This window comes from Vitreoscilla filiformis, from assembly GCF_002222655.1.
Classification (GTDB): Bacteria; Pseudomonadota; Gammaproteobacteria; order Burkholderiales; family Burkholderiaceae_C; genus Ideonella; species Ideonella filiformis.
In genome coordinates this window covers 3283417-3304247 of sequence record NZ_CP022423.1, presented here as the reverse complement: position 1 = coordinate 3304247, position 20831 = coordinate 3283417, and the positions used below count along the sequence as shown (strand labels likewise).

Genomic DNA, 20831 nt, shown 5'->3' with positions numbered 1-20831 from the left:
GCCGGAGGGCGTTACTCGTTGGTGGCGGCGAGCACTTCCTCCAGCGAGGTCATGCCGAGTTTGACTTTCAGAAGGCCGGATTGCCGCAAATCTCGCACCCCGTCTTTGCGCGCTTGCGCCGCAATTTCCATGACGGTGCCACTGGCAAGAATCAGACGCTGGATGGGTTCCGAAATAGGCATGGCCTGATAAATCCCCAAACGTCCCCGGAATCCTTTGTTACAGGCTTCGCATCCCACGGGTTTGTACGGTTTCCAGGTGCCGTCCACCTCGTCTTCGGTAAAACCAGCATCGAGCAGTGCCTGGCGCGGGATGTCGATGGGTTGTTTGCAGTTTGCGCACAAGCGGCGAACCAGCCGTTGGGCAGTGATCAACAGCAGGCTGGAGGCGACGTTGAAAGGAGCGACCCCCATGTTGAGCAGCCGGGTCACTGTGGCAGGCGCATCGTTGGTGTGCAAGGTGGACAGCACCAAGTGGCCTGTTTGAGCGGCTTTGATGGCGATATCGGCGGTTTCCAAGTCCCGAATTTCACCCACCATGATGACATCCGGATCCTGACGCAGGAAAGATTTGAGTGCGCTGGAGAACGTCAAACCCGCTTTGTCATTCACGTTCACTTGATTGATGCCCGGCATGTTAATTTCTGCTGGGTCTTCTACAGTACAAAGGTTAACGCCGGGTTGATTCAGAATGTTCAAGCAGGTGTAGAGTGACACCGTTTTCCCGCTACCGGTCGGCCCTGTGACCAGCACCATGCCGTAAGGGCGCTGAACTGCTGTCAGGAGACGCGCCTTCTCTTCAGGCTCGTACCCGAGGGCCTCGATGCCCAGTTTGGCATTGGACGAATCCAAAATACGGATCACGATCTTTTCACCAAACAAGGTCGGCAGTGAGCTGACGCGGAAATCGATCGTTCGGTTGCCCACGCGCAGTTTCATCCGGCCATCTTGGGGGACGCGCTTTTCTGCGATGTCCAGCCGAGAAACCACTTTGATGCGAGAGGCTAATTTGTCTTTGATGGCTACCGGGGGTTGAACGATTTCTCTCAACTCCCCATCCACCCGGAAGCGCACCCGGTAGTTGTACTCGTAGGGTTCAAAGTGCAAGTCCGACGCCCGCATGTCAATCGCATCGATCAGCATGCGTTGTAAAAACTTCACCACCGGCGCGTCTTCTGTGTCTCCGGCGAGATCTCCGACGGGGTCTTCGGCACTGGACTTTTCTGCATCGGTCAGTTCAAAGTCAAAGTCGTAACCGCCCGTGGATTCGAGCGCCTCATTGTTGCTGATGCTTTCTGAGGCAATGAGGCGTTGCAGTTTGTCGGCCTCAACCAAAATCCATTCAGGCGTGAGCTGGGTGGCAAACTTCACCCGTTCCAGCGCTTCTTGATCTGTGGGATCTGCGCACGCCACAAACAAACGGCTGCCCCGTTTGCTCAACGGATAAACCCGGTAGGTTTCAATGAGTTTTCGATCCAGCAAGCTGCGGGGCAGTTGTTTGGTATCGACCGCACTCAAATCGAGCAGGGGGATGGCCAACGCCATCGACAACGTATGAGCCAGCACGCGCGGCGAAACATCGCCCGCAGCCAGCAAGATGTTCACGAACGAGGTTTTCTTTTCGCGTGATGTGCTGAGCAACTCCTCAGCGCGTTTGGCCGTGAGCTTGCCTCGGGTGACCAAGACGCGGGCGACCCCCGTGAGTGCAACAGGGGAAGGAGAGGGCGTTTCAACAACGGTATCCACAAGCACGGGCCCCTTGGGTATCAGGGGCAGGCAGAGTTGACCAAGCGCACATGATCGCCCAAACCGCCTAACGCTGCAAACCAAGGAAAGGGGATGTCTGTAGCGTGCTGTAACAAGCTGTTTACAACCCAACCCGCCACATGCCAGTAAAAAGGCAAAAAAAATCGCGCATAAAGCGCGATTTTTGAAATTTTGGTCGGGGTGAGAGGATTCGAACCTCCGGCCTCTACGTCCCGAACGTAGCGCTCTACCAGGCTAAGCTACACCCCGTTTCGATGCGGTTCAAGAATTTCTCTCAACCGACCGAGCACATGATTCTAGCAACAAGTTTTTGGCATTGGAAGAGGGCCATGTCGAAATTTTCGCCATGGCGATCTCCACCTCACGGCGAGCCGCTTCGCGGGTGGCGTCTAGGGAGCCGGTGCGCTGCACGATGTCGATGATTTCGCTCAGGCGTTCCACTTCGCCGTGTTGGATGGCGTGGCGGATGAGCTGGCGCTCGGCCTCGGTGCCGCGTTGCATGGCCACCAACAGCGGCAAGGTGGGTTTGCCTTCGCGCAGGTCGTCGCCGACGTTTTTGCCCAGGGTGGCGGTGGAGCCTTCGTAATCCAACAGATCGTCGATGAGCTGGAAGGCGGTGCCCAGGGCGCGGCCATAGTCAGCGCAGGCTTCCTCGACCTCGGGCGATGCCCTGGCCAGCACGGCCCCAAGTCGGGCGCTGGCCTCAAATAACTTGGCGGTTTTGTAGCGGATGACACGCAGGTAATCCTCAACGCTGATGTCGGGGTCGTGCATGTTCATCAATTGCAGCACTTCGCCTTCGGCAATCACGTTGGTGGCGTCAGCCAGCACCTCTTGCACGCGCATGTCCCCCACCGACACCATCATCTGGAACGAGCGCGAGTAGAGAAAGTCCCCGACCAACACGCTGGCCGCGTTGCCGAACATGGCGTTGGCCGTTTTGCGGCCCCGACGCAGGTCGGACTCGTCCACCACGTCGTCGTGCAGCAGCGTGGCGGTGTGGATGAACTCGACCACCGCCGCCAGCTCATATTTGTGCGGCCCGTGGTAACCCAAGGCTTCGGCCATCAACAGCACCAGACGCGGGCGCATGCGCTTGCCACCCGCACCCACAATGTAGTGTCCGATTTGTTCGACCAAGGTGACTTCCGACGTCAAGCGGGCGCGGATGACCGCATCCACCTGGGCCATGTCGGCGGCCATCGGGTCAGCGGGGGCGCTGGGCGCGGCGGAGTGGTCGGAGGGAGAAGTCGAGGACACGGTGCGGCCTGCAAGAGCGAAAGAGGTCGCGAATTATTACAAAGCCGCCGCGCCTGAGCTGCCACAGCGTCCGACGACCTTGGCGAGATTGTTGAACGTTTGCTAGAATCCCGCGCTTCGCCCGAAATCGGGTGAGATGCCGGTTTGCGTGTCATGCGGCCGGCGTTTAGGTTGAAGCTTTCAACGCACAAAGGGCTCATATGTACGCGGTCGTAAAAACCGGCGGCAAGCAATACAAAGTTGCTGCTGGCGAAAAGATCAAGGTAGAACAGATTGCTGCGGACGTTGGCCAGGAAGTCGTGTTGGATCAAGTGCTGGCTGTTGGTGCCGGTGCAGATCTGAAGATCGGCGCTCCCCTGGTGGACGGTGCAAGTGTCAAGGCAGTGGTGGTGGCCCATGGCCGTCACGACAAGGTTCGCATCTTCAAGATGCGCCGCCGTAAGCACTACCAGAAGCACGGCGGCCATCGCCAAAACTTCACCGAACTGGAAATCGTCGGCATCGCCGGCTGATCTTCAGCCCACAGCTTTCAGGAGTTCTGATCCATGGCACAGAAAAAAGGCGGCGGTTCCACCCGGAACGGCCGCGACTCTCAACCCAAGATGCTGGGCGTTAAGGCGTTCGGCGGTCAAACCATTTCGGCTGGCTCGATCATCGTGCGTCAGCGTGGCACCAAGTTCCACGCCGGTGCCAACGTCGGCATGGGCCGTGACCACACCCTGTTCGCCCTGGCGGACGGCGTGGTGTCGTTCAAGGTCGAAGGCGCTCTGAGCCGCCACACCGTGAACATCACCCCGGTGTAAGTCACCCTCGCACACGTCGCTGCACGTTGCTGTTGCGCCTGTGACAAAGCCCCGGCTCGCCGGGGCTTTTGCCTTTTAGAAGGCCTTTTGAAAGGGAACCGAACCCATGAAGTTCGTTGACGAAGTAACCATCGACATCGCCGCCGGCAACGGCGGTTCCGGCTGCGTGAGCTTTCGCCGCGAGAAGTTCATCCCGTTCGGCGGCCCGGACGGGGGCAACGGCGGACGCGGCGGCAGCGTCTACGCGGTAGCCGACCGCAACCTCAACACCCTGGTGGACTACCGCTACACCCGCCGCCACGAGGCGCGCAACGGTGAGGCGGGTCGGGGTTCGGATTGTTTCGGCGCCGCAGCGGACGATGTGATTTTGAAGATGCCGGTCGGCACCATCGTCACCGATGTGGAGACGGGGCGCGTGCTGGCTGAACTCATCGAGCCGGATGTGCCCGTGCTGCTCGCCAAGGGCGGCGACGGCGGTTTCGGCAACCTGCATTACAAAACCAGCACCAACCGCTCGCCGCGTCAACACACGCCGGGCTGGCCGGGTGAGGCGTTCACCGTCAAGCTGGAGCTGCGTGTGCTGGCCGACGTGGGTTTGCTGGGCATGCCCAACGCCGGTAAATCGACGCTGATTGCGGCGGTGTCCAACGCTCGGCCCAAGATTGCCGATTATCCCTTCACCACCCTGCACCCGAACCTGGGTGTGGTGCGCATGGGGCCGGAACGCAGTTTCGTGGTGGCCGATGTGCCGGGGCTGATCGAAGGTGCTTCTGAAGGCGCGGGCTTGGGGCACCGGTTCTTGCGCCATTTGCAACGCACGCGCTTGCTGCTGCACATCGTCGATTTGGCGCCGTTTGACGAAGGTGTTGATCCGGTGGCGCAGGCCAAGGCCATCGTCGCTGAACTGAAGAAGTACGACGAAGAGCTGTACAACAAACCGCGCTGGCTGGTGCTCAACAAGCTGGACATGGTGCCGGACGACGAACGCGCCAAGCGCGTGAAGGACTTCATCAAGCGTTACAAGTGGAAAGGCCCGGTGTTCGAGATTTCCGCTCTGGCACGCGAAGGGTTGCAACCGCTGTTGCACGCCATCTGGGCGCACGTCGAATCCGAACAGCGCAAGCCGCCGCCAGAGCCCGATCCGCGTTTTGACAACCCCGCACCCGAGGCCAGCGACGGAGGCCACGCATGAGCGAGGCGATGAAGCACGCCCGCCGCATCGTGGTGAAGGTGGGCTCCAGCCTGGTGACGAACGAGGGCAAAGGCGTGGATGCCGAGGCCATCGGCAACTGGTGTCGCCAACTGGCGGCGCTGGCGCAGCAAGGGCGCGAGGTGGTGATGGTGTCCAGCGGTGCCATCGCCGAAGGCATGAAGCGCCTGGGCTGGACGACACGCCCCAAAGAGCTGCACGAGCTGCAAGCCGCTGCCGCTGTGGGTCAAATGGGTGTGGCGCAGATGTACGAGAGCAAACTCTCGGAGCACGGCATGGGCAGCGCGCAGGTGTTGCTCACCCATGCGGATTTGGCCGACCGCGAGCGTTACCTCAACGCCCGCTCCACGCTGCTGACGCTGCTGGGCCTCAAGGTCATCCCGGTGATCAACGAGAACGACACCGTGGTGACCGATGAAATCAAGTTCGGTGACAACGACACGCTCGGCGCTCTGGTGGCCAATCTGGTGGAAGCCGATGCGCTGGTGATCCTCACCGATCAGCGTGGCCTCTACACCGCCGACCCGCGCAAGAACCCGGACGCGCAGTTCGTCCACGAAGCCACAGCGGGCGATCTGGCGCTGGAACAGATGGCCGGCGGCGCCGGCTCCAGCCTGGGCCGGGGCGGGATGCTCACCAAAATTTTGGCTGCCAAGCGGGCCGCCGGCAGCGGTGCGCACACCATCATCGCCTGGGGTCGTGAGCCGGACGCGCTGCTGCGCCTGGTGGCGGGCGAGCCCATCGGCACGGCGCTGCTGGCGGGCACGCCCAAACACGCCGCCCGCAAGCAGTGGATGGCCGATCATCTTCAGATGCGCGGCTCGGTCGTCATCGATGATGGCGCGGTGCTCAAGCTGCGCGAAGAGGGCAAGAGTTTGTTGCCCATCGGCGTCGTGCAGGTCCACGGCGAATTCCATCGCGGCGATGTGATCGCGGTGTGCAACACCCAAGGCACCGAGGTGGCACGCGGCTTGGCGAACTACTCCAGCGCCGAAGCGCGGCTCATTGCACGCAAGCCCTCGTCACAAATCGAAGGCTTGCTGGGTTACGCCAACGAGGCCGAACTCATTCACCGCGATAACCTGGTGCTGGCCTGAGTTCCTCGGAGCCGGCCAGCTCTGGCTCGGGTTCGGCGTGGGGCTCGTGCTCGTGCAGCATGTCTCCGTAATGGGAACGGGGCTCACGCGGCCCCGCACGCATGCCGCTGCGCAAAAAGCGGTTGTGGTGATGCAGGCGCGGCAGGAAGCGCGCCAGCTCGGTGAGTGCCATTTGGTAAACGCCGCGTTTGAACTCGATCACCACATCCAGCGGCACCCAGTATTCGTTCCAGCGCCAGGCGTCGAACTCGGGGTGGTTGGTGGCGCGCAGGTTCATGTCACTGTCCCGCCCCAGCAGGCGCAGCAAGAACCAGATCTGCTTTTGGCCCTTGTAGTGGCCGCGTGCGTCTTTGCGGATGAAATGGTCAGGCACGTCGTAGCGCAGCCAGTCGCGGGTGCGCGCCAGGATCTCCACGTGCTCAGGATGCAAGCCCACTTCTTCGTGAAGCTCACGCAGCATCGCCTGCTCGGGCGACTCGCCGTATTTGATGCCCCCTTGCGGGAACTGCCAGGAGTGGGTGCGCAGACGCTTGCCCCAGAACACCTGGTTGCGGGAGTTGAGCAGGATGATGCCGACGTTGGGCCGGTAGCCGTCCCGGTCTAGCATAATCGAACCCCAAATTTTGAACTGAAATCAATATAGCACCGGCGGTGCCCTGCCGACAGGTTCTCGCTAACCCGTACGCCCTCGGATGCAGCAGCCCGGTGTGACGCCGTCATGAAAGCCACCCAGTTCTTCATCTCTACCCTCAAAGAAGCCCCCGCCGATGCCGAAGTGGTCAGCCACAAGCTGATGATGCGCGCCGGGATGATCAAGCGCTTGGGCGCTGGCATCTACAACTACATGCCCATGGGGCTGCGGGTGATCCGCAAGGTGGAGGCCATCATCCGCGAGGAGATGAACCGCGCCGGCGCCATCGAGCTGCTCATGCCTGTGGTGCAACCGGCCGAGCTGTGGCAGGAAACGGGCCGCTTCGACAAGATGGGCCCCGAGCTGATGCGCGTGAAGGATCGCCACGAGCGGGACTTCATCATCCAGCCGACTTCGGAAGAAGTGGTGACGGACATCGCCCGCCAGGAACTGCGCAGCTACAAGCAGTTGCCGAAAAATTTCTACCACATCCAAACCAAGTTCCGCGACGAGCGCCGTCCGCGCTTTGGCGTGATGCGGGGCCGCGAGTTCACCATGAAGGATGCTTATTCCTTCGATCGTGACGAGGCCGGCGCCGCCAAGAGCTACGACGCGATGTTTGCCGCCTACAAGCGCATCTTCGACCGCTTTGGCCTCGAATACCGCGCCGTGGCGGCGGACACGGGCGCCATCGGTGGCGATCTGTCGCACGAATTCCAGGTGATCGCCGAGACGGGGGAAGACGCCATCGTCTACTGTCCGACCAGCGAGTACGCCGCCAACATCGAGCTGGCCGAAGCTGTGTCGTTGCTGGCCGAGCGTGCCGCACCGAGCGAAGCGCTCACCCAAACGCCGACACCGGGCAAGAGCACCTGCGCCGATGTGGCCGAATTGCTGGGCCGTCCGCTGGCGCAAACCGTCAAATCGCTGGTGCTGGCCACCGACGAGCTGAACGAAGCGGGCGACGTGGTGAAGTCCACCGTCTGGCTGCTGTTGGTGCGGGGCGACCACGACCTGAACGAAGTCAAGGCCGGTAAGGTGGAAGGCTTGAAGGGCGGGTTCCGCTTTGCCACCGTGGCCGAAATCGAAGAGCACTTCGGTTGCAAGCCGGGTTACCTGGGCCCGATCGGGCTGAAGAAGCCGGTGAAAATCGTGGCGGATCGCACCGTCGCCAACATGGCGGACTTCATCTGCGGTGCCAACGAGGTGGACTTCCACCTCACCGGCGTGAACTGGGGCCGCGACCTGCCCGAGCCCGATGTGGTGGCGGACATCCGCAACGTCGTCGAAGGCAACCCCTCGCCGGACGGCCAGGGCGTGCTGGCCATCCAGCGCGGCATCGAGGTGGGCCATGTGTTCTTCCTCGGCACCAAGTATTCCAAGGCGATGAACGCCACCTTCTTGGATGAAAAAGGCAAGCCGGCGCTGATGCAAATGGGCTGTTATGGCATCGGCGTCACCCGCATCCTGGGCGCGGCCATCGAGCAGAACCACGACGCACGCGGCATCATTTGGCCCGCTTCCATCGCGCCATTCCAAGCCGTGGTGTGCCCGATCGGCATGGATCGTTCCGAAGCCGTGAAGGAAGCCGCGCACAAACTCTACGAGGAGTTGCAGGCCGCCGGCGTGGACGTGCTGCTGGACGACCGTGGCGAGCGCCCCGGCGCCATGTTCGCCGACTGGGAGCTGATCGGCGTGCCGGTGCGCGTGGTGGTGTCCGATCGCGGCCTGAAGGAAGGCCAGCTCGAAGTGCAAGGCCGCCGCGATGCGGAAGCCTCCAAAGTGGCCGTGGCCGATGTGGGCGCCTTTGTGAAGGCGCGTCTGAGCGTATGACGGCGCAGGGGGTGGCGGGTTTGCAGCGCCGCGCTTGTTTGCTGGGTGCGGCCTCGTGCTGGCTGCCCGGCGCGGCGCACGCGGGGCGGCAGATCGAAGAGCCTTTGATGGACTCGGTGCGCGGGGCGCTGTCCGCTGCGGTTGCCAACAGCGCACCGCCCAAGCCGACGTTCGGCCAGTTCAACGACCGGCTGGTGTACCTGCGCTGGCTGGGGATCATGGGCGATCGGCTCAAGAAGCGCAAAGCCGATGACCAGATGCGCCAAGAGTTTCTCGAAACCCTCTGGTACGAAAGCAAACGCGCTGGCCTGGAGCCGGCGCTGGTGCTGGGTTTGGTGCAGGTGGAAAGCGGGTTCCGCAAGTACGCCATCAGCTCGGCAGGGGCGCGGGGCTACATGCAGGTGATGCCGTTTTGGGCGCGCACCATCGGCGATGGCGATCCGGCCAAACTCTTTCACATGCAAACCAACCTGCGCTTTGGCTGCGTGATCATGCGCCACTACCTCGACACCGAGCGCGGTGACTTGTTCATGGCCCTGGGGCGCTACAACGGCAGCCGGGGACGGGCGGAGTATCCCAACCTGGTGTTCGGGGCGCGCAAAAACTGGCTCATGCCGGAAGAAACGGCGCCAGGCGTGCAGACCGCCCAGCGCTGAACCTCACAGCCCCGCCCACTGTTGGGGCTGGGCGCCGGCCAAGCCGGCCAGGGCCAGGGTGCGTTCGACTGTGTCGTCCACCATCTCATCCAAGCTTTGGGGGCGGTGATAGAACGCCGGCAGCGGCGGAAAAATGATGCCGCCCATCTCGGTGACGGCGGTCATGTTGCGCAAGTGCGCTAAGTTGAAAGGCGTCTCGCGCACCATCAGGACGAGGCGGCGGCGCTCTTTGAGCATCACGTCGGCGGCACGGGTGAGCAGGTTGTCCCCAAAGCCGTGGGCGATGGCGGCCAGCGTTTTCATCGTACACGGTGCGACGATCATCGCTGCGCTGGGGTGGCTGCCGCTGGCGATGCACGCGCCCACGTTGCCGATGGCGTGGGTTTCATCGGCCAGGCGCTCCAGGGCGCTGCGATCCAAACCCAGCTCATGATGGGCGTTGAGGATGCCGGCGGACGTCAGCACCAAATGGGTGTGCGCCCCCAGCGCACGCAGCCGTTGCAACAGCCGCACGCCGTACACCGCGCCCGACGCGCCGGTGATGCCCACCACCACATGCGGCGCGGGCATGGCGTCAGTCTGCCAGCAGTGCTTGCAGTTCGCCGGCTTGGTACATCTCCATCATGATGTCCGAGCCGCCGACGAATTCACCCTTCACGTAGAGCTGCGGAATGGTCGGCCAGTTGGCGTATTGCTTCACGCCTTCGCGGATGTCCATGTCGGCCAACACGTTCACCGTGGTGAGCTCGGAGACGCCGCACGCTTTGAGGATTTGCACGGCCCGGCCCGAGAAGCCGCATTGCGGAAACTGGGCCGTGCCCTTCATGAACAACACCACTTTGTTGCTCTTGACGAGGTCGTCGATGCGTTTTTGAACGTCATTCATGGCGATGGCTTGCTGATCTAAGAAGAAAAGAAACGGGAAACGAGGAGGAAAACAGAATCCAGGCGGCGTTATACGCCACCGTTCAGCACGGCGCGGCCTAAGGGTTTTGGCCGCCGCTGCACCGCAGGTGGCCGGCCAGATCGGCACGGCTTTGCACGTTGCGCAGGCTGGCTTGGGTCAGCAGGGTTTGCACGGCGGGTGCTTGATCCCAGCCATGTTCAAACAGCACCCAGCCGCCCGGTGCCAGATGCTCACCCACACCGGCGAGGATGTGGCGGTACGCATCCAACCCATCCCCGCCGGGGGTGAGGGCGCCCAGCGGTTCGTGGCGCAGGCCGGGCAGGTGCGGATCGTCCTCCGCGATGTAGGGGGGATTGGAGACGATGAGGTCAAAGCGCTCGCCCGCCAGAGCGTCCCACCAATGGCTGAGGCGCCAATCGACCGGCAACCCCAAGCGCGCCCCGTTGCCTTGGGCGACGGCCAGCGCTTCGGCGCTGATGTCCACCGCCACCACCTCGGCGCTGGGCCAACGGTGGCGCAGCGCCAGCGCGATGGCGCCGCTGCCCGTGCCCAAATCCACGATGCGCGGGCGTGGCCCCAGCGCGGGCAGGCAGGTTAAGGCCCAATCGACGAGGGTTTCGGTATCCGGGCGCGGCACCAGCACAGCGGGGGTGACCTGCAAGGTCAAACCGTGAAACTCTTGTTCGCCGACCACGTAGGCCAGCGGTTCGCCCGCGCTGCGGCGCTGGCAGGCGTGCCAAAAGGCGTCGATCAGGGCCTCGGCCAGCGGTTCATCGCCGTGCATCACCCACCAGGTGCGGTTGTGCCCGCTCAGGTGTTCGAGCAGACGCTGGGCTTCCCAACGATCCAAACCGAGCGCCCGGGCGTGGTGCAGCAACCCGTCGGCGGTGCGGGGGCGCGTCATGCGCTGCCTTCCAGTTCGGCGAGCTGTTGTTGGGCGCGGGCGGCTTGCAGCGCAGCGAACACTTCGGCCAGGTCACCGTTCATGATCGCATCCAGCTTGTAGAGCGTCAGGTTGATGCGATGGTCGGTGAGGCGGCCCTGCGGAAAGTTGTAGGTGCGGATGCGATCCGACCGATCCCCTGAGCCGACCAGCGCCTTGCGCGTGGCCGCTTCCTTGGCTTGGCGCTCGTTGCGCTCTTTGTCGCGCAGGCGCGCTTGCAGCACGGCCATGGCCTTGGCCTTGTTGCGGTGTTGCGAGCGGTCATCCTGGCATTCGGCCACCAGCCCGGTGGGCAAGTGAGTGATGCGGATGGCGCTGTCCGTCTTGTTGATGTGCTGGCCGCCGGCGCCGCTGGCGCGGAAGGTGTCGATGCGCAACTCAGCCGGGTTGAGGGTGATTTCCTCGGCCTCATCGGGTTCCGGCATCACCGCCACCGTGCAGGCGCTGGTGTGGATGCGCCCTTGTGATTCCGTCGCCGGCACGCGCTGCACCCGATGTCCGCCCGATTCAAACTTCAGCCGCCCGTAAACGCTCTCGCCTTCGACGCGCAGCACCAGCTCTTTGTAGCCTCCCAGGTCGGAAGCGTTTTCGCTCATCACCTCGGTGCGCCAGCCTTGGCTTTCGGCAAAACGCAGGTACATGCGCGCCAAATCGGCCGCGAACAGGGCGGATTCTTCGCCCCCCGTCCCGGCGCGGATTTCGAGGAACGCGTTGCGCTCGTCATCCGGGTCACGCGGCAGCAAGGCGGTTTGCAACTGCGCGTGCAGCGCGTCCAAATCGGCTTGGGCTTGGGTGATTTCCTCGCGGGCCATGTCGGCCATGTCCGCATCGTCGAGCAGCTCGCGGGCGCTGGCCACGTCGTGCTCGCGGGCTTCGTAGCGTTTGAACAGCCCCACCACCTCGGCGGCTTCGGCCTGTTCGCGGGCCAGGGTGCGGAAGCGTTTCATGTCCGCCATCACCTGCGGATCGGCCAGGTTGGCGTCCAGTTCGCTCAGGCGAAAGGCCAGGCGCTGCAATTGCAGCCGCAGAGAATCTTTCATGGGCGGGCGGCGTCAGGCGGTGGCGTCGCCATCGGCGGCCGGGTTGCGGGTGCTTTGGCGCAGGAACAGGCGCGAGATGAATTCTGCCGTTTGATGGCGTTGTTCGCCTTCGCTGGCGTGCAGTTCGGCCAGGGCGCCGTGCAGCAATTTTTGGGTCAGACCTTTGGCGAGCGCTTCCAGCGCCTCGTCCACGTTGTGGCCCCGGGCCAGCAGTTTGTGGGCGCGTGCCAACTCGGCGCTGCGCCATTCTTCCGCTTGGCGGTTCAGGGCTTGGATGAGCGGCACACTGGCCCGCTGATCCATCCAGTGCGCAAAACTCTGCACCCCCGCATCGATGATGGCTTCGGCCTGCTCGACGGCGGCTTGGCGTTTCTCGCTGGCCGTTTGCACCACGGCGGTGAGGTCGTCCACCGTGTACAGGTACACGTCCGAGAGCTGGGCCACTTCGGGTTCGATGTCCCGAGGCACCGCCAGATCCACCATGAACATAGGCCGATGCCGCCGCTGCTTGAGGGCGCGCTCCACCGCGCCCAAACCGATGATGGGCAGGGCGCTGGCGGTACACGAGATCACCGCATCGAATTCATGCAACCGGCTGGTCAGATCGGCCAAGCGCAGGGCTTGGGCGCTGAAGCGGTTGGCGAGTTTTTCCCCGCGTTCCAGCGTGCGGTTGGCCACCGCCATGAGCTTGGGTTCTCGCGCCGCAAAGTGCGTGGCCACCAACTCGATCATCTCGCCCGCGCCGACGAACAGCACTTTGATGTCCCGCAGATCTTCGAACAACTGCGCGGCCAGGCGCACGGTGGCGGCGGCCATGCTGATCGAGTGCGTGCCGATTTCCGTCGAGGTGCGCACCTCTTTGGCCACCGAAAACGAGCGCTGGAACAACTGGTGCAGCGTGGTGCCCAGGGTGCCGGCTTCGTCGGCGCCGCGCACGGCTTGTTTCATCTGGCCGAGAATTTGCGGCTCGCCCAGCACCATCGAATCCAGCCCCGACGCGACGCGAAACGCATGGCGCGCCGCCTCGCGGTTCTCCAGCACGTAGGTGTGATGGCTGAGCTGAGAGGTGTCCACCATGCCGTGGGCGGCGAGCCATTCCAGCGTTGGCCGGACGATTTCCGCCGCACGCGCCGGGTGGCCGGCGGCCACGTACAGCTCAGTGCGGTTGCAGGTGGAGAGAATGGCCGCTTCGGGCAGCGCCCGTGCCAGATGATCCCGCAGGGCGCGCAGCGACTGGGGCAGCTGCTCGGGCGAAAACGCGAACCGCCCACGCAAGTCGAGCGGGGCGGTGTGATGATTGAGCCCGATGGCAAAGCACGTCATGGGGGCAGATTATAAAATTCGAGCTTTGCGCTGCGCGAGCCGCGATGGCTCGCTGAGGTTGCCAGGCTTGATGCGAGTCAACCCAGACGGCCACCGGGCGCGGCAGATTTTTCTCTCCACACTGAACCACGCATGGGTCTGCTCGACGCTTTGTTGCATCTCGCCAATTTTTTCGCCCCCGGTGTGGTGGTGGGAGGGTTGGCCAGCAGCCTGACGTGGCTGTTTTGGCATCGCCGCCTCGCGGCTGTGGGCGTGCGCTGGCGCATGTTGGCGCTCAAAGCCAGCAGCGCAGGCATGCTGGCCCTGTTGCTCGGTTTGGTGGTGCTGGAGCGCGATGGCCGCATGGGCACCTATGTGCTCATGGTGGTCAGTGTGGCGCTGGCGTTGTGGTGGTTCGGGTTGCGTCGGCTACCGCTGGAGGCGGGGCACTGACACGCTCCCGGCGCATCAAGACGCCAACACGCCCTCACGTTGCACCACCTCGCCGCGCAGCGAGTGGGGCAGGGCGCTGGTGATCGTCACGTCTACCATCTGGCCAATAAGCCGCGCCGGCGCCGGGAAGTTGACGATGCGGTTGCACTCGGTGCGCCCCATCAACTCGTTCGGGTCTTTGCGGGACGGGCCTTCCACCAAAATGCGCTGCACCGTGCCCACGCGCTTCTGGCTGATGGCGGCGACGTTCTCCTCCAGCCGCGCTTGCAAGGTTTGCAGGCGCTTGAGTTTGACTTCGTGCGGCGTGTCATCTTCCAGCGACGCGGCCGGGGTGCCGGGGCGCGGGCTGTAGATGAAACTGAACGAGGCGTCAAAGCCGACGTCGTCGACCAGTTTCATGAGCTTGGCAAAGTCGTCCTCGGTTTCGCCGGGGAAGCCGACGATGAAGTCGGTGGACAGGCTGATGTCCGGCCGCACAGCGCGCAGTTTGCGGATCGTGCTCTTGTATTCGAGCACCGTGTAACCGCGCTTCATGCCCATCAAGATGCGATCCGAGCCATGCTGCACCGGCAGATGCAGGTGGTTCACCAACTGCGGCACCTTGGCGTACACATCAATGAGGCGCTGCGTAAACTCGTTCGGGTGGCTGGTGGTGTAGCGGATGCGCTCGATGCCAGGGATGTCGGCGACGTATTCGAGCAGCAAAGCGAAGTCGGCGATCTCGGCGGTGCCGCCCATCGTGCCGCGATAGGCGTTGACGTTCTGGCCCAGCAGCGTGACTTCCTTGACGCCTTGGTCGGCCAAGCCGGCGACTTCGGTCAGCACATCCTCGAACGGGCGCGACACTTCCTCACCCCGCGTGTACGGCACCACGCAGTAAGTGCAGTACTTCGAACAGCCTTCCATGATGGAAACAAACGCGCTGGCGCCTTCGACCCGCGCTGGGGGCAGGTGGTCGAACTTCTCGATTTCGGGGAAGCTGATGTCCACCTGGGCGCGGCGCTGGCTTTGACGCTGCTCGATCATCTGCGGCAGGCGGTGCAGCGTTTGCGGGCCGAACACCAGATCGACGAAGGGTGCCCGCTCGATGATGGCTGCGCCTTCCTGGCTGGCCACACAGCCGCCCACGCCGATCAGCACGCCTTTTTTCTTCAGATGCTTGACTCGGCCCAGATCGGAGAACACTTTTTCGGCGGCTTTTTCGCGCACCGAACAGGTGTTGAACAGCACCAGGTCGGCCTCTTCAACGTCTTGGGTAAGTTCGTAGCCTTCGGCGGCGTTCAAAACGTCGCGCATCTTGTCCGAGTCGTACTCGTTCATTTGGCAGCCGAAGGTGCGGATGAAGACTTTTTTGCTCATGGCGGCAGGGCGAAAGCTGGGGTAGAGCCAGGGCGCTGGACAAACAGAAACGGCCCGAACATTTGCATGTTCGGGCCGTTGAATCTTGGTGGCGCTTCAGGGATTCGAACCCCGGACCTGCGGATTATGATTCCGTCGCTCTAACCGGCTGAGCTAAAGCGCCTCAGAAGCTTCGCATTCTAGAAGTGATTTCGGCTTTTTGGCAAGTGGTTGATGAAAAAAATGCAAAAAATTTTCAAAGGCCAAGGCAAAAAGCACTGCGAAGCGGGGGGGCAGTTGAGGCAAGATGCACAGCCATACCCGTTTTTTCCTTCGATTTCCGCATGTTCAGTTTCATTCGTCGGAAGATCGCTGAATTCCGAGGCTCGCCGGCCCCTGCACCTGAGGTCGCACCGCCCGTTGAGCCGACGGCTCCAGCATCTTCGCCTGAGGTTCCCGTTGCGGTTGCACCTGCCCCCACGGCAACGCCAGCAGTGGTGGTCGCGGCTCCGGTCGCTGCTCCGTCCGTCCCGGTGGTTCCTGCCGCTGTGGTTGCACCAGTTGCTCCGAGTCCGGTGCCTGTGGAGGTGCCGCCGCCTGTAGGGGTGGCTCCTGTGGTGGCACCGTCCCCGTCGCCCGAACCGGCCCCCGCGCCGCCGCCAGAGCGTGAGGGGTGGATGGCCCGATTGCGTAAGGGTTTGTCGCGCACCGGCTCGGCCATCGCCCAGGTGTTCACGGGCACCCAGCTCACCGAGGAAATGTACGAGGAGCTGGAAACCGCTTTGTTGCAAGCCGACGCGGGCGTGAAAGCCACCGAGTTCTTGCTGAAAGATCTGCGCCGGCGTGTCAAGGAAGCCAAGGCCACCGACCCTCAACAGGTGCGCGAACTGCTCATCGAGGCCATCACCGAACTGTTGGGCCCGCTGGAGCGGGGGCTGGTTGTGGGTGAGTACACACCCACGGTGATGATGGTGGTGGGCGTCAACGGTGCGGGCAAGACCACCAGCATCGGCAAACTCACCCACCATTTGGCGGCAGCCGACTGCCGTGTGCTGCTGGCCGCAGCGGACACGTTCCGCGCCGCTGCACGGGAGCAACTGTCGGTGTGGGCGGATCGCAACCGCGTGGAAATCGTCTCCCAAGAGGGCGGCGATCCGGCGTCGGTGAGTTTTGACGCCGTCAACGCTGGCCGCGCACGCGGCTGCGACGTGGTGATCGCCGATACCGCTGGCCGGTTGCCGACGCAGTTGCACCTGATGGAAGAGCTGCGCAAAGTGCGCCGCGTCATCGCCAAGGCGGACGCCACCGCGCCGCACGAAGTGCTCTTGGTCGTCGATGGCAACACCGGCCAAAACGCGCTCAACCAAGTGAAGGCGTTTGATGAAGCGTTGACGCTGACCGGCCTCGTCGTCACCAAGTTGGACGGCACCGCCAAGGGTGGCGTGCTGGCGGCGATCGCGTTGTGGTCACGCGAGCGCCAGCTCGGTTCGATCCCGGTTTACTTCATCGGTGTGGGCGAGAAGCTGGAAGACCTGCAAACCTTCAGCGCCCGCGAGTTTGCGAAAGCGCTGCTGAGCTGATTGGGGTGTGCAGGGGTGGGCCTTTATCGGCCCATGCCGGGCGGCAGCATGTCTTTCATGGCTTTCATGCCGCCCATGCGCTTGATCATTTTCATCAAGCCGCCGCCTTTGATCTTCTTCATCATGCCTTGCATCTGCTCAAACTGGTTGAGCAGGCGGTTGACTTCCTGCACCTGAACGCCCGCCCCGGCCGCGATGCGGCGTTTGCGGCTCGCCTTGATCAGTTCGGGTTTGCTGCGCTCCAGTGGCGTCATTGACAGGATGATGCCTTCCATGCGGCGCATGTCGCGTTCGGCGCGGGCCATGTCGGCTTGGCCGGCTTTGGCGGCGAGTTGGGTCGGGAGTTTGTCCACCAGGCTGGACAAACCGCCCATCTTCTTCATCTGCCCGAGTTGGGAGAGGAAGTCGGTCAGGTCGAAGTTGTCGCCCGAGCGCATCTTGTCGGCCAGCTTCTTGGCCGCGTCCAGATCGACGCCCTTTTGCACTTCCTCGACCAGGGCGACGATGTCCCCCATGCCCAGCACGCGCCCAGCGTGGCGGTCGGCATCGAAGACTTCCAGCCCGTCAATCTTTTCCGACACGCCCGCAAACTTGATCGGCGCCCCAGTGATTTGACGCACCGACAGGGCCGCACCACCACGCGAGTCGCCATCGAGTTTGGTGAGGATGATGCCGGTCAGCGGCAGCGCTTCCTTGAAGGCCTTGGCGGTGTTGACCGCATCTTGGCCCTGCATGGCGTCCACCACGAACAGCGTTTCTACCGGCTTCAGGGTGGCGTGCAGGTCGCGGATTTCGGCCATCAACGCTTCGTCGATGGCCAGGCGGCCAGCGGTGTCGAACAGCAGCACGTCGAAGTAGTGCTTTTTGGCGTAATCGACGGCGGCCAGGGCGATGTCACGCGGCTTTTGATCCGGCTGCGAGGGGAACCATTCCGCCCCGGCTTGTTTGGTGACGGTCTTGAGCTGCTCAATGGCGGCGGGGCGGTACACGTCCGCCGAGACGGTCAACACCTTCTTGCGGCGCTTTTCGATCAGGTGCTTGGCAAGCTTGGCGGTGGTGGTGGTTTTACCCGCGCCTTGCAGACCAGCCATGAGGATGATGGCGGGCGGCTGGGCGGCGAGGTTGATGTCTGCCACGCCTTCGCCCATGGTGGTGGCCAGTTCTTTGTGAACGATGCTCACCAGCAATTGGCCGGGGTTGAGCGAGCCCATCACTTCTTGGCCCAGCGCCTTTTCCTTGACGCGGGCGATGAAGTCCCGCACCACGGGCAAGGCCACGTCGGCTTCGAGGAGCGCCATGCGCACTTCGCGCAGCATGTCCTGCACGTTGTCTTCGGTGATGCGGGCTTGGCCGCGCATGGTTTTGACCAGGCGCGATAGACGTTCGGTGAGTGAAGAGGCCATGAGGTGAGCGGTTGCTGCACTGCAACGCCTGAGACACACGGTGCGGCTCATGGGCGCCAGTAAACTGTGGCGATGATTTTATCTGCCCCCCCTGGAACGCCCTGGGTTGCTTTGACGCTGTTGGCCTACGCGGCGGCAGCGGCACCGGTTGCGGCTGAACGTGCCTGGCCCGTCCGGGCTCTGCATTTGGGCTGGTTGCTGCACGGTGTGGTGCTGCTGGTGTCTGCCGGTGTGTTTGATGCCACGCAAGCGGGCTGGCGCATCGGTTTTGCGCCGGTGTTGTCGCTCACTGGGTGGCTGGTGCTGTTGGTGCATGGCATCGAGAGCCACCTGCTGCCCGTGGCGGGGGTGCGGCGGGCGTTGGCGGTGGGCGGGGTCGTGGTGGTCGGCTTGGCCTGGGTCTTTCCGGGGGAGCTGCCGATGGTGGCGCATTCCAGCCTAGCGCCCTTGCACTGGCTGTTGGGCCTGACGTCGTATGGCCTGTTCGGCGCCGCTGTGTTGCATGCCCTGATGCTGGACACCACCGACCGCCACTTGCGCCAGCGCCAGTCGCATGCCCCGGTGACGGCCACGTTCGGCCTGCCTTTGCTGCGTTTGGAGCGCTTGACGTTCCGTTTTGTTGAAGCTGGGTTTGCCGTGCTGACGGCGGCGCTGTTGCTGGGGGTGTTTTCCGGGCAGTGGCGCTGGGATCACAAGACGGTGCTGTCCCTGCTGGGGTGGATGACCTTCGCCCACTTGGTGGCCGGGCGCATTTGGCGTGGCTGGCGCGGACGACGGGCCACGCGCTGGATTTACGCCGGGGCGTTGCTGCTGCTGCTGGCTTACGTGGGCTCGCGGTTCGTGATGGAAGTGCTGCTGCACCGGGCGCAATGATCGGGGTGGATGTCGGATGAGTACGCCATCGGCCTTGCCTGACAACCTGCTGTCCCGCAGTTGGCGCTCAGAAGAGCAGATTCACGAGCTGTTGGCGACGTATGTGTCAGCCCGGGCGGTGCTGGGGTTGTCGCTGGTGGTGATGCAGGTGCTGCCTTGGTTCGTGCTGCGGCGTGGTGAACCGGGGGCCTCGCTGCTCATTTGTGGCGCTTATGCTGCGCAGGCGCTGGGGGTGTGGTTGTGGCCCAAGGTGCGCACGCTGGTGCGTGGCCGCATCGACATGCGCCAGTGGTGGCTGACGATTGGGGCCGATGTCTTGGTCTTCAGTGCCTTGCACGCGCTGGACAACAACTCCTCCTTCAACTTCGCTGCGTTGCTGGTGTTGCCCGTGCTGATGGCTGGGGTGCTGTGTACTTGGCTGCCCGCCCTGGCCACCTCCGCTGCGGTGACGCTGGTGATGCTGGGCGTGGCGCTGGATCGCGCCGCTCAGGGCGGGGATGTGGCGGGCTTGTTGATGCAATCGGGTTTGGCGGGCGGGGGGCTGTTCATCATCACCCTGGTGGCCGGACAGTTGGCCAACTGGGCCGCCAGCGAAGAACGAACGGCCTTCCACAGCCTGGCGATGGCGCGGCAACAAGCCGAACTCAACCGGTTGGTGATCGATGAAATGGCCGAAGGCATTCTGGTGGTGGATGCTCAAGCCAGTGTGCGGGTGGCCAATCCGGCAGCCCGGGCGTTGCTGGCTGAACAAGGGGAGGGGGATGGCCCCGAGGCACCGTTTTCGTTGCAGGATCGGCCAGGCTGGTGGATGCTGTGGCGTGATGTGGAACGGGCGTTTTCTTCGGGGCACTGGCCTCCTGTGGGCACCGATCTGACGTTGACCTACGAGCACCATCCACCCCGCGCCATTCGCATGCGCATCCGTTGTACGCAGCGACCAGTGGCATCGAGTGTGTCGGGGGCGCCGCCGGCCGATCCGCAGGGGTTGGCGGTGGTGTTTTTGGAAGAGTCCAGCAGCGTGGAAGCGCGCCAGCGGCAGGAGCGCCTCATGACGATGGGGCGCATGGCCGCCAGTGTGGCGCATGAGATTCGCAACCCGTTGGCCGCCATTGCGCAGGCCAATGAGTTGTTCATGGAGGACGAGTTGCGCCCTGATCAGCAATTGCTCGGGCGCATCGTGGCGGACAACGTCGAGCGGCTCAAGCGCATCGTGGAGGACGTGTTGGAGGCGGCGCCTGCTGGCAGCGTGGCGTCGAGCGTGCTGGACTTGGCGACTGAAACCGAGGCCATCGTGCAGGAGTGGTGCCGCACCGCCGGGGTGGCACGCAGTCCAGGCAGCCTGCTGCGGCTGACGCTGCCCCCTGGGCCGGTCGGGGTGTTCTTCGATGTTCACCATTTGCGCCGTGTGGTGGTGAACCTGCTGGACAACGCACGGCGTCATACCGCATCCGCACCGGAGGCGGTGTGGTTGGGGGTGTCCGATGAGGGCGTGGCGCATGTGCGCTTGTGGGTCGGGAGCCAAGGTGAGCCCATCGCGCCCGATGTGGAGCGTTACTTGTTCGAGCCTTTCCACTCGACGCGCAGCCGGGGCACTGGGCTGGGGCTGTACATCTGCCGTGAGCTGTGCCAGCGGCATGGTGCCATGATCGATTACCAACACCGCCCTGACACATCGCACCCCAATGTGTTCAGCGTGGTCATGCGGCGGGCAGCGTGGCCTGGGGCTCGCTGAGTGC

At 63.4% G+C, this 20831-nt stretch carries 20 protein-coding genes and 2 tRNA genes; 10 read left to right on the top strand and 12 right to left on the bottom strand.

Going from position 1 to position 20831, the window contains the following annotated elements:
• Window positions 1–11 precede the first annotated feature (11 nt).
• The 3 genes from pilB to VITFI_RS15555 form a co-directional block, all read right to left on the bottom strand.
• Window positions 12–1745, bottom strand: a complete 1734-nt coding sequence (pilB, locus tag VITFI_RS15565) for a type IV-A pilus assembly ATPase PilB (protein ID WP_089417760.1) — start codon at window positions 1743–1745, stop codon at window positions 12–14.
• 193 nt (window positions 1746–1938) lie between these two features.
• A tRNA-Pro gene (locus tag VITFI_RS15560) sits at window positions 1939–2015 on the bottom strand.
• A 12-nt stretch (window positions 2016–2027) separates the two neighbouring features.
• A complete protein-coding gene (locus VITFI_RS15555; RefSeq protein ID WP_089417759.1) occupies window positions 2028–2969 on the bottom strand; it encodes a polyprenyl synthetase family protein in 942 nt (313 codons plus the stop codon).
• A 257-nt stretch (window positions 2970–3226) separates the two neighbouring features.
• Between VITFI_RS15555 and rplU the strand changes: the two genes are divergently transcribed.
• The 4 genes from rplU (at window position 3227) to proB (ending at window position 6136) form a co-directional block, all read left to right on the top strand.
• Entirely contained in the window at window positions 3227–3538 is a 312-nt protein-coding gene (rplU, locus tag VITFI_RS15550) for a 50S ribosomal protein L21 (protein WP_089417758.1), read from the top strand.
• A gap of 33 nt (window positions 3539–3571) precedes the next feature.
• Complete coding sequence (rpmA, locus tag VITFI_RS15545) at window positions 3572–3829, top strand: 50S ribosomal protein L27 (RefSeq protein WP_089417757.1); 258 nt, start codon at window positions 3572–3574, stop codon at window positions 3827–3829.
• A 106-nt stretch (window positions 3830–3935) separates the two neighbouring features.
• Window positions 3936–5021, top strand: a complete 1086-nt coding sequence (cgtA, locus tag VITFI_RS15540) for an Obg family GTPase CgtA (RefSeq protein WP_089417756.1) — start codon at window positions 3936–3938, stop codon at window positions 5019–5021.
• A complete protein-coding gene (gene proB, locus VITFI_RS15535) occupies window positions 5018–6136 on the top strand; it encodes a glutamate 5-kinase (protein ID WP_089417755.1) in 1119 nt (372 codons plus the stop codon). The genes cgtA and proB overlap by 4 nt, the downstream gene beginning before the upstream one ends.
• Here the strand turns inward: proB and VITFI_RS15530 are convergent.
• Complete coding sequence (locus tag VITFI_RS15530) at window positions 6105–6743, bottom strand: RNA pyrophosphohydrolase (protein WP_089417754.1); 639 nt, start codon at window positions 6741–6743, stop codon at window positions 6105–6107. The two genes, proB and VITFI_RS15530, sit on opposite strands and share 32 nt — an antisense overlap.
• Before the next feature lie 111 nt (window positions 6744–6854).
• On the opposite strand from VITFI_RS15530, the gene VITFI_RS15525 reads away from it, so the two are divergent.
• Window positions 6855–8600: a proline--tRNA ligase gene (locus VITFI_RS15525; RefSeq protein WP_089417753.1), complete on the top strand. Its 1746-nt coding sequence runs from the start codon at window positions 6855–6857 to the stop codon at window positions 8598–8600.
• Window positions 8597–9256: a lytic transglycosylase domain-containing protein gene (locus tag VITFI_RS15520; RefSeq protein ID WP_089417752.1), complete on the top strand. Its 660-nt coding sequence runs from the start codon at window positions 8597–8599 to the stop codon at window positions 9254–9256. Before VITFI_RS15525 ends, VITFI_RS15520 begins: the two co-directional genes overlap by 4 nt.
• Window positions 9257–9259: 3 nt before the next feature.
• Here VITFI_RS15520 and VITFI_RS15515 read toward each other — a convergent pair whose 3' ends face one another.
• The 5 genes from VITFI_RS15515 to hemA all read right to left on the bottom strand — a co-directional run bounded on the left by VITFI_RS15515 (window position 9260) and on the right by hemA (window position 13469).
• Complete coding sequence (locus VITFI_RS15515) at window positions 9260–9826, bottom strand: UbiX family flavin prenyltransferase (protein WP_089417751.1); 567 nt, start codon at window positions 9824–9826, stop codon at window positions 9260–9262.
• A 4-nt stretch (window positions 9827–9830) separates the two neighbouring features.
• The gene (gene grxD / locus VITFI_RS15510) at window positions 9831–10142 is read right to left on the bottom strand and encodes a Grx4 family monothiol glutaredoxin (protein ID WP_089417750.1); all 312 of its coding nucleotides are present in this window, start codon (window positions 10140–10142) and stop codon (window positions 9831–9833) included.
• Window positions 10143–10239: 97 nt separating this feature from the next.
• Window positions 10240–11067, bottom strand: coding sequence for a peptide chain release factor N(5)-glutamine methyltransferase (gene prmC, locus VITFI_RS15505; RefSeq protein ID WP_089417749.1), 828 nt, complete (start codon window positions 11065–11067; stop codon window positions 10240–10242).
• Window positions 11064–12146: a peptide chain release factor 1 gene (gene prfA / locus VITFI_RS15500; protein ID WP_089417748.1), complete on the bottom strand. Its 1083-nt coding sequence runs from the start codon at window positions 12144–12146 to the stop codon at window positions 11064–11066. Before prfA ends, prmC begins: the two co-directional genes overlap by 4 nt.
• A 12-nt stretch (window positions 12147–12158) precedes the next feature.
• Window positions 12159–13469: a glutamyl-tRNA reductase gene (gene hemA / locus VITFI_RS15495; RefSeq protein WP_089417747.1), complete on the bottom strand. Its 1311-nt coding sequence runs from the start codon at window positions 13467–13469 to the stop codon at window positions 12159–12161.
• A 132-nt stretch (window positions 13470–13601) separates the two neighbouring features.
• Here hemA and VITFI_RS15490 point away from each other — a divergent pair, with 132 nt between their 5' ends.
• A complete protein-coding gene (locus tag VITFI_RS15490; RefSeq protein ID WP_089417746.1) occupies window positions 13602–13901 on the top strand; it encodes a hypothetical protein in 300 nt (99 codons plus the stop codon).
• A gap of 15 nt (window positions 13902–13916) precedes the next feature.
• Here VITFI_RS15490 and miaB read toward each other — a convergent pair whose 3' ends face one another.
• Both miaB and VITFI_RS15480 read right to left on the bottom strand, forming a co-directional pair.
• Window positions 13917–15260, bottom strand: coding sequence for a tRNA (N6-isopentenyl adenosine(37)-C2)-methylthiotransferase MiaB (gene miaB / locus VITFI_RS15485; protein ID WP_089417745.1), 1344 nt, complete (start codon window positions 15258–15260; stop codon window positions 13917–13919).
• A gap of 86 nt (window positions 15261–15346) precedes the next feature.
• Window positions 15347–15423 (bottom strand) — tRNA-Met (locus VITFI_RS15480).
• A 493-nt stretch (window positions 15424–15916) separates the two neighbouring features.
• On the opposite strand from VITFI_RS15480, the gene ftsY reads away from it, so the two are divergent.
• A complete protein-coding gene (ftsY, locus tag VITFI_RS15475; protein WP_232476635.1) occupies window positions 15917–16819 on the top strand; it encodes a signal recognition particle-docking protein FtsY in 903 nt (300 codons plus the stop codon).
• A gap of 23 nt (window positions 16820–16842) precedes the next feature.
• Here the strand turns inward: ftsY and ffh are convergent, their stop codons facing one another.
• On the bottom strand, window positions 16843–18222 hold the full coding sequence (gene ffh, locus VITFI_RS15470; RefSeq protein WP_089417743.1) for a signal recognition particle protein: 1380 nt from the start codon (window positions 18220–18222) through the stop codon (window positions 16843–16845).
• 72 nt (window positions 18223–18294) lie between these two features.
• Here ffh and VITFI_RS15465 point away from each other — a divergent pair, with 72 nt between their 5' ends.
• Both VITFI_RS15465 and VITFI_RS15460 read left to right on the top strand, forming a co-directional pair.
• Entirely contained in the window at window positions 18295–19095 is an 801-nt protein-coding gene (locus VITFI_RS15465; protein WP_089418202.1) for a cytochrome C assembly family protein, read from the top strand.
• A gap of 16 nt (window positions 19096–19111) precedes the next feature.
• Window positions 19112–20827, top strand: a complete 1716-nt coding sequence (locus VITFI_RS15460; protein ID WP_089417742.1) for a sensor histidine kinase — start codon at window positions 19112–19114, stop codon at window positions 20825–20827.
• Window positions 20828–20831 lie beyond the last annotated feature (4 nt).

Excerpts from the sequence above, each read along its gene's own strand:
- VITFI_RS15530 (WP_089417754.1), bottom strand. The coding sequence starts at position 6,743 with ATGCTAGACCGGGACGGCTACCGGCCCAACGTCGGCATCATCCTGCTC.
- VITFI_RS15525 (WP_089417753.1), top strand. The coding sequence starts at position 6,855 with ATGAAAGCCACCCAGTTCTTCATCTCTACCCTCAAAGAAGCCCCCGCC.
- cgtA (WP_089417756.1), top strand. The coding sequence starts at position 3,936 with ATGAAGTTCGTTGACGAAGTAACCATCGACATCGCCGCCGGCAACGGC.
- hemA (WP_089417747.1), bottom strand. The coding sequence starts at position 13,469 with ATGACGTGCTTTGCCATCGGGCTCAATCATCACACCGCCCCGCTCGAC.
- grxD (WP_089417750.1), bottom strand. The coding sequence starts at position 10,142 with ATGAATGACGTTCAAAAACGCATCGACGACCTCGTCAAGAGCAACAAA.
- rplU (WP_089417758.1), top strand. The coding sequence starts at position 3,227 with ATGTACGCGGTCGTAAAAACCGGCGGCAAGCAATACAAAGTTGCTGCT.
- VITFI_RS15465 (WP_089418202.1), top strand. The coding sequence starts at position 18,295 with ATGATTTTATCTGCCCCCCCTGGAACGCCCTGGGTTGCTTTGACGCTG.
- prmC (WP_089417749.1), bottom strand. The coding sequence starts at position 11,067 with ATGACGCGCCCCCGCACCGCCGACGGGTTGCTGCACCACGCCCGGGCG.
- miaB (WP_089417745.1), bottom strand. The coding sequence starts at position 15,260 with ATGAGCAAAAAAGTCTTCATCCGCACCTTCGGCTGCCAAATGAACGAG.
- ffh (WP_089417743.1), bottom strand. The coding sequence starts at position 18,222 with ATGGCCTCTTCACTCACCGAACGTCTATCGCGCCTGGTCAAAACCATG.
- ftsY (WP_232476635.1), top strand. The coding sequence starts at position 15,917 with ATGGCCCGATTGCGTAAGGGTTTGTCGCGCACCGGCTCGGCCATCGCC.
- VITFI_RS15520 (WP_089417752.1), top strand. The coding sequence starts at position 8,597 with ATGACGGCGCAGGGGGTGGCGGGTTTGCAGCGCCGCGCTTGTTTGCTG.
- VITFI_RS15555 (WP_089417759.1), bottom strand. The coding sequence starts at position 2,969 with ATGGCCGCCGACATGGCCCAGGTGGATGCGGTCATCCGCGCCCGCTTG.
- proB (WP_089417755.1), top strand. The coding sequence starts at position 5,018 with ATGAGCGAGGCGATGAAGCACGCCCGCCGCATCGTGGTGAAGGTGGGC.
- prfA (WP_089417748.1), bottom strand. The coding sequence starts at position 12,146 with ATGAAAGATTCTCTGCGGCTGCAATTGCAGCGCCTGGCCTTTCGCCTG.
- VITFI_RS15490 (WP_089417746.1), top strand. The coding sequence starts at position 13,602 with ATGGGTCTGCTCGACGCTTTGTTGCATCTCGCCAATTTTTTCGCCCCC.
- VITFI_RS15460 (WP_089417742.1), top strand. The coding sequence starts at position 19,112 with ATGAGTACGCCATCGGCCTTGCCTGACAACCTGCTGTCCCGCAGTTGG.
- rpmA (WP_089417757.1), top strand. The coding sequence starts at position 3,572 with ATGGCACAGAAAAAAGGCGGCGGTTCCACCCGGAACGGCCGCGACTCT.
- VITFI_RS15515 (WP_089417751.1), bottom strand. The coding sequence starts at position 9,826 with ATGCCCGCGCCGCATGTGGTGGTGGGCATCACCGGCGCGTCGGGCGCG.